Origin of the sequence: Mesorhizobium sp. M7A.F.Ca.CA.001.10.2.1 (assembly GCF_003998575.1) — a bacterium.
GTDB lineage: Bacteria > Pseudomonadota > Alphaproteobacteria > Rhizobiales > Rhizobiaceae > Mesorhizobium.
Map to the genome: position 1 here is coordinate 1 of NZ_RZQY01000314.1, position 6735 is coordinate 6735.

A 6735-nucleotide genomic window follows, 5' to 3' on the forward strand; every position below is an offset into this window, starting at 1 on the left:
GCACACCGGCGCTCGAACTCCAGCGCACGGATGCAAGACGATGACCGCCGCGCCGCTCGTCTCCGTCCTGTTGCCGGTCTACAATGCCGGCCCCTATCTCGCCGCCGCGCTGGGAAGCGTCCTGCGGCAGGATCACAGTCGCCTGGAGATCATCGCGATCGATGACGGCTCGACCGACAATTCGCTCGAGATACTCGAGCGATGCCAAAAGGCCGATAGCCGCATTTCGATCGTCTCGCGCGAAAACCGCGGCCTCGTCGCGACGCTCAACGAAGGGCTGGCGCTCGCCCGGGGCGAACTGGTCGCACGGATGGATGCCGACGACGTCGCCTATCCCTGGCGTCTGTCGCGCCAGGTGGCGCTGTTCGAGCGGCGGCCCGAACTGGGCTTCTGCGGCGCCGGCGTCGACATGTTGATCCGCGGCCGCATCGCCATCGGCAGGCCCGATCCGGTGTTCAAATTCGGCCGCATCCCTGTATTGGCGATGTTCTTCACGATCTTCATGCACCCGACGGTCGTCTACAACAGGAAGGTCATCGACGACAGCGTTCTCCACTACGACCCGATCTACAGGCACGCCGAGGATTTCGATCTTTTCAGGCGGCTGGCCGGCCGTTACCCGGCAGCCATGATGCCCGAAAACCTGGTCGTCTACCGCGTCCATGAGGCAAGCGTGACCAGCCGGCACGTCAAGGAGATGCGCAGGACGCATTTGCGCATCGTGGCCGAGAACCTTGAGCGCGAGGGCCTGGCGCAGGCCACGCGGGACCTGCGCGACATCGGCGATGCGGTCAGCCACGACACGGTCGCCCGTGCGGCCAGCTTCATCGTCGCGCTGGAGGAGGAAATCCGCTCGCTGCCGGCGGCGACGCGGCCGAGCTTCGAGGCTGGCGCGCTGAACCTGTTCTATTTCCTCTACCAGCTCGTCGCCGACGAAAAGCAGCCGGCGCTGACGCATGAATTGCTGACGCGGACCGCGAAATGGAACGCCATCCGGCGCCGCGAGCAATATGCGCTGCGGCCCGGCGCCTGGGCGCCCTGGCTCAGCCTCGCCTCGCTGTCGGCCGCCAGACAAGCCGATGCCATGGCGTACTTCTTCAAATCCGCGCCCGCCGCGGCGGTTCTGGCGTCTCATCGGTTGAGTTAAAGGCATGATCGTCAAAGCCCACCAAGCTCTGCAGCGCGATCGTTCGACGGCGCTTGACCCTGCCCCGACCGGTCGCGGCCGTGACCGATCGGCGCCGGAAGTCAGCTTCATCATCTGCACCCGCAACCGCGTCGCGGTGCTCGATGCCTGCATCAAGTCGGTGCAAGCCGCTTGCCGCGCACATGCCGGATTCGCCGCCGAACTCGTGGTCGTCGACAACGGTTCGAGCGACCGCACGGCCGAACGCCTGGCCAGCATCGCCGCTGCATCGGACATTCCGTTCACGCCCGTCTGCGAGCCGCGCCCCGGACTGGCGGCCGCGCGAAACGCCGGGCTGCGGCGCGCGCGCGGCCGTGTGCTGGTCTTCGTCGACGATGACTGCGCGGTCCATCGCGACTATCTGCGCGATCTGGAGCGACACTATGCGTCCGGGGAACAATGGCTCATCCGGGGCGGACGTGTCGAGCTTGGCGATGCCAGGGATTTGCCGTTCACCATCAAGCGGTCGTGGGCGCGCGAGCGGCTGACGCCGGATGTTCATCCCGGCGGTTTCGTGCTGGGCTGCAACATGACGATGCACCGCGATGTCGCGGCCCGCATCGGCTATTTCGACGAACGCTTCGGCGCCGGCGGACCATTGCGGTCGGCAGAGGATACCGATTACCTCGTGCGCGCGATGCTGCTCGGCATCGCGGTCGAGTATGTGCCTGATATGACGATATTCCATCATCACGGCCGGCGGGATCGCAAAGCCATCGAAAAGCTGCACCGCGACTACAGCCTGGGCAATGGCGGGCTCTGCCTGAAGCATGTTCGCCACGCGCCCTGGCTGCTTCGCCATTTCTACTGGGCCGCAAGAGGGGCTATCAGGGAATTGGCGGGAGGACCCGCCTTCGATCGTGAACTCAACCTGCCGCACTGGCCGATCGTCGCCATGAATTTGCTCGGCGCGGCCAGGTTCGCGGTTCTCCTGCTGGCCAGACGGCCGCGGGCCGAGCCGGTGCGGCAAGATCAGCAAGCCAATGCCCAGGCGAGGTGAAACGCTATAATGCCGATGCTGCCGCCAAGCCTGCCGATGCTGTTCCGGGCGTTCGGAAAGCGGCAACTGCGCCTGCTTCCGGCGGTGGTGGTACTCGGCCTGGTCAGCGCCGTCCTCGAAGGGTTCGGCATTGGCCTGATCATCCCGTTGCTGGGCATCATCATGGGACATGGGGATGCGGCCGGCATGGACGGCTTCTCCGCTGCCCTCCAGCATGTCGGATCGGGCCTGAGCGAGCGCGACCGGCTTGTGGTCATTTCGGTCGCCATCCTCGGCTCGATCGTCCTGAAGAACGTCTTCGCCTTCGCCAACACGCTGCTGACGACCTTCATCTCCGGCAAGGCAAGCCATTCCATCCGCAGCGCCTTGTCGGAGCAGCTGTTGCGGGTCGGCTACCCGTTCTTCCTGCGGCAAAGCCCCGGACGCCTGCTCAACATCATCTCCAACGAATCCTGGCGGGCCTCCGATGCGATCCAGATCATGCTGTCGGCCATCGTCAGCGCATCGGCCGCCATCATCCTCCTGGCTTTCCTGTTGTTGCTTTCGTGGCGCATGACGCTTCTGGTCACGCTCGGACTGGCGCTCGTCCAGATCGCGCACGCCATCCTTTCGGCCAATCTGAAGGAGCCCAGCCGCAGCGTCGCTTCGCGCAACGGCCACCTCGCCTCGCAGATGCTTCACCTTGTGCATGCCGGACGGCTGATCCGCATCTTCGGGCAGGAGAACCGGGAGAAGGCGATCTTCGACACGGCGTCCGATGCGGTTCGCCGCGCCTCCTTCGCGCTGCTCGTGCGCCAGGGAGCGCTGCCGCCGTTGACGGAGGTTCTCCACGCCATGCTGTTCCTGGCGGTGGTGATCGGCGCCTGGCTGGCGCAGGTGAGTTTCCCGCTGATCATCGCCTTCGTCATCCTGCTCTACAGGCTGCAGCCGCACATGCGGGCCCTCCAGGGGTCGTGGAGCCAGCTGCAGGGCCTGAGCGGATCGCTCGAAGAGGTGACATGGCTGCTGGATCCCACCGGCAAGCCGCAACCGCCGCAAGGCGACGGGCCGTTCCACGGCCTGCGCCAGGGCATCAAGTTCGACGATGTGACGTTCACCTATTCCGGCACGGACCGGCGCGAGGTGGTGCTGCATGCGGCGACAATCGAAATCCGCGGTGGCCGCTCGACGGCGCTGATCGGCCGCTCGGGCGCCGGCAAGACGACGATCGTCAATCTCCTGTGCCGCTTCGTCGAACCGGACGCCGGCAGCATCCTCGTCGATGGATCGCCGCTCGACGGGATCGACGCCGGCCAGTGGCGCCGGCACATCGCCCTGGCCAGCCAGGAGCTGGAACTGGTCGACGGCAGCATTTTTGAAAACATAACCTACGGCCAGGATGCCGCGACTGCCGGCGACGCCGAGGCCGCCGCAAGACTGGCCGAAGCGCATGAATTCATCGAAAGGCTGCCTCAGGGCTACGAGACCCTGGTTGGCTACAGGGGCATCAACCTGTCGGCGGGACAGAGGCAGCGGATCGCCTTGGCCAGAGCTCTTGTCCGCGATCCCGACCTCCTCATCCTGGACGAAGCCACCAATGCGGTGGACGGGCTGTCGGAAGCGGCCATCGTCGAGACCCTGAAGTCGAGAGCCGGCCGCCGCACGACCATCGTCATCAGCCATCACCACAGCACCATCTCGTTCTGCGACGACGTGGTCATCCTGAGCGGCGGCCGCGTGAAAAAGCAGGCCCCTTTCGGCGCCCTGGCCTCGCTCAGCATGGACGAACTCTACCAGCACGAACCGCTCGACTGAAAGGCACCGGGCCGGCCCGCGACCGCTTCCCGGGCGTGTCTGCAGCCTCCGGCTGGCGGGTCGTCGCAAGCGTTCGAATCAGAAGCCCGGGGAAGTGCCGCTGGCACCTTCCGTGATCGCACCAATGCCGTGCGGAGCCGAGGCGCGCTACCTTGTCTGTGCGGCGGACCTGTCGATCCGCCTGGCCGGTGCCCCATTGGGCTTACTCTCCGGGTGAGGTGCCGGCCTCCCAAGCACAAAAACAAAGACCTGAGCGCCTGAAGCGCTTCAGGCGCGACACGCTTTACGAAGCGGCGCCGACATTCCTGCGCATGCGCCGCCTGCCCGTCGTCCGTGCTTTCTTCGCCATCGCCCCGGCTATCTCGACCACGCCGTTCTCGGGCGGCCTGCCATTGGTGGCCTTGTGGAGCCGCTCGTAGGGCAGCAATTCCTTGATCCGGGCATTGAGCGAGGCGATCTCGGCTTTGAGGTCCTCGCATTCCTGCCTCTGCACGTCGAACTGTATCTGCTCGGATGCCTGTTGCAGCGTCAGTTGAGAAAGGTTGGCGTTCACCTTGGAAAGACTCATCTTGTCGCTTTCGCTCTCCTGGCTCAGCGCGGACAATCTTTCATCTGCGATCTTCTTTTCGGCCAGGGCATCGTTGAGCTCGCTCTTGAGCCTGGCGACCTCGCCTGCGGCTTCGCTGTTTTCGGACGAGGTTTGCTCCAGCCGCGATTGCAGGTTCTGTATCTCCGAGCTCAGCCCGCGCATTTCCGCCTGGCGGCGAGCCAGTTCGGCTTCCTTGTCGCCTTCCATCATGCGGGCCGCTTCGGTCGTTTCCGACAGTTTCGCCTGTGCGGCCTCGAGCGACTTCTGCAGCCGCATCTCCTCTTTCTCACTCTTGCCGAGCGCCGCCAGCAGCTCCGCCAGTCGCGCTGCTTCGCTGGCATGGATCGTCGACAGCTCGTCGAGCCTGTGGCGCGCCTGCGATTCCCGCTTCAGCGCCTTGTCGAGTTCGATCGACAGGTTGACGTGCTTTTCGCGCAGCATCTTGCTTTCGCGCAAGCGCCTGTTGGCCTCCACCGTCCTGGCGGTCAGCCGCTTGGCGATGTCGCCGAACTCCGCTTCGCGTTTGGCGCTCGAATTGGCTGTCTCCACCAGTTCCAGCCTGACCGCGGCCAGTGCCGCACGCAGCGTCTCCCGGTCCTGGACCAGGCTTGTCTCGCGCTGCTGCAGCGCTTCGAAAGCGCCGTCGCGCTCGCGCAGTTTTTTCACCGCATCGTGCAGCTTTTCCGACAGCGCCCTCTGTTCGGCGGCCAGGGCGGCATTGGCAACCTCCAGCTCGTTGGCGCGCAGGATGTCGCTGTGCAGGATGTTGAGGAATTCGCGCGTCAGATGGTGTGAGGTGCCGATCTCCGACAGCTTGTCGTTGATCTCCTCCAGATAGTCCCTGGCATCATGGAAGAGACCCTCGAAGGCGCTCAATGCGGCCAGCCGGGTCTGTGTATGGGCAGTCAGCCGTGGCGCGGTTTCGGAACTGTCCGCACCCTCGGCATTCCCTGCATTGTCGTCATTTGCCGCGTCGGCCTGGGGTGGCCCGCCATCGGCTGCCGCCTGGGCATCCGGCACATCGTCGCCCTCCGGCGGCGCCAGGTCGTCGGCGTCGAGACTTGCATCCAGCGCGTCCGCCAAATCGATCTGCAGGTCCTGGATCGCTTTATCCACGTCTTCAGCACGCTTGATCAGGCCTCTGAAGTTCATCACCAAACTCCCCTTACGCATACCTCTCTTCGCACTTAACGAATTGCTAATATAGCTTTACATCCGCGGCTTGCGCAGGGGAAGCCCCGTCGGCACAAAGGTAAATTTGGGACATTTGGGGGCTGGAATAGCCCGAACAACCAATGCCGCAGCCGGGAAGAGCCGGATTCCTCTGACGGTGTGGAGGTCTGAAGGACGGCAAGACCGTGGCCGCTCAGAAGAGCCCGCGCGAGACCTCAAGGGCAGCGGAGAAGCTCGCCTGATCTCTTGGCAGGCGCAAGATCACTATCGCAGGGCCGGGCCGAGTGCTCTAACCCAAACGGTCTCAGCTGCTTTTCGGGACTGGTACCAACTGGATCGGAGGTCGCTCGCCGGACGCGTTGCCCAGCGCGATGGCGACCCGGTCGCGCCCATTACCCTTGGCTTCGTAGAGCGCGTGATCCGCGGCATTGGTCAATTCGGCCCAGCCCACGCCATGCTCGGGGTAGGCGGCGACCCCGAACGAGGCTGTAACGGTGCCCAGCGTTCGGCCGCGATGCGTCAAATGAAGCTTCCTGATTGCCTGGCGCAGCGCTTCCGCCCGCTCGGCACCTTCCTGGACCGAGCTTCCCGGCATGACCAGGGCAAACTCCTCGCCGCCGTAGCGCGACACGACATCGCTATCCCTGGCGTGCTCGATCAAGGTGGCGGCGACCTGCTTCAGGACGAGATCGCCGGCTTCGTGGCCGAACGTATCGTTGAACTGCTTGAAATGGTCGACATCGAGCATGATGACCACCAGCGGCTGGCCCGAGCGTTCCATCCGGCGCAGTTCGCGGCTGCTCGTCTCCTCGAGATATCGCCGGTTGAACAGACTGGTGTTCGGATCGCGGATCGACTGCTGCCGCAGCGTTTCGCGCAGGCGCAGATTGGCCAGCGCCAGCGCCAGCGTGTCGACGACGCCGCGCAGGATCTGCTGTCTTTCAGCCAGCCATTGCGGCTTCTCGGCCGCATTCGGTTCGCACAGATGAAGGA

5 protein-coding genes are annotated in these 6735 nt (G+C 64.7%); 3 read left to right on the plus strand and 2 right to left on the minus strand.

Annotation, left to right across the window (positions count from 1 at the left end; translation table 11 throughout):
* Window positions 1-40 precede the first annotated feature (40 nt).
* The 3 genes from EN964_RS19955 to EN964_RS19965 are packed head-to-tail and all read left to right on the plus strand — an operon-like array spanning window position 41 to window position 3980.
* Window positions 41-1147 (plus strand): glycosyltransferase, encoded by a 1107-nt coding sequence (locus EN964_RS19955; protein ID WP_127271104.1) that lies wholly within the window; start codon window positions 41-43, stop codon window positions 1145-1147.
* 4 nt (window positions 1148-1151) lie between these two features.
* Window positions 1152-2186: a glycosyltransferase family 2 protein gene (locus EN964_RS19960; protein WP_127271102.1), complete on the plus strand. Its 1035-nt coding sequence runs from the start codon at window positions 1152-1154 to the stop codon at window positions 2184-2186.
* 9 nt (window positions 2187-2195) lie between these two features.
* Window positions 2196-3980, plus strand: coding sequence for an ABC transporter ATP-binding protein (locus EN964_RS19965; RefSeq protein ID WP_127266784.1), 1785 nt, complete (start codon window positions 2196-2198; stop codon window positions 3978-3980).
* Window positions 3981-4263: 283 nt separating this feature from the next.
* Here the strand turns inward: EN964_RS19965 and EN964_RS19970 are convergent, their stop codons facing one another.
* The gene (locus EN964_RS19970) at window positions 4264-5721 is read right to left on the minus strand and encodes a hypothetical protein (protein ID WP_127271100.1); all 1458 of its coding nucleotides are present in this window, start codon (window positions 5719-5721) and stop codon (window positions 4264-4266) included.
* Window positions 5722-6046: 325 nt separating this feature from the next.
* The coding region (locus EN964_RS19975) for a GGDEF domain-containing protein (protein WP_164775895.1) at window positions 6047-6735 on the minus strand (689 nt) is incomplete at its 5' end.

What these genes read in the sequence shown, in the direction of transcription:
- EN964_RS19970 (WP_127271100.1), bottom strand. Translation starts at nt 5,721, where the DNA reads ATGAACTTCAGAGGCCTGATCAAGCGTGCTGAAGACGTGGATAAAGCG.
- EN964_RS19965 (WP_127266784.1), top strand. Translation starts at nt 2,196, where the DNA reads ATGCCGATGCTGCCGCCAAGCCTGCCGATGCTGTTCCGGGCGTTCGGA.
- EN964_RS19960 (WP_127271102.1), top strand. Translation starts at nt 1,152, where the DNA reads ATGATCGTCAAAGCCCACCAAGCTCTGCAGCGCGATCGTTCGACGGCG.
- EN964_RS19955 (WP_127271104.1), top strand. Translation starts at nt 41, where the DNA reads ATGACCGCCGCGCCGCTCGTCTCCGTCCTGTTGCCGGTCTACAATGCC.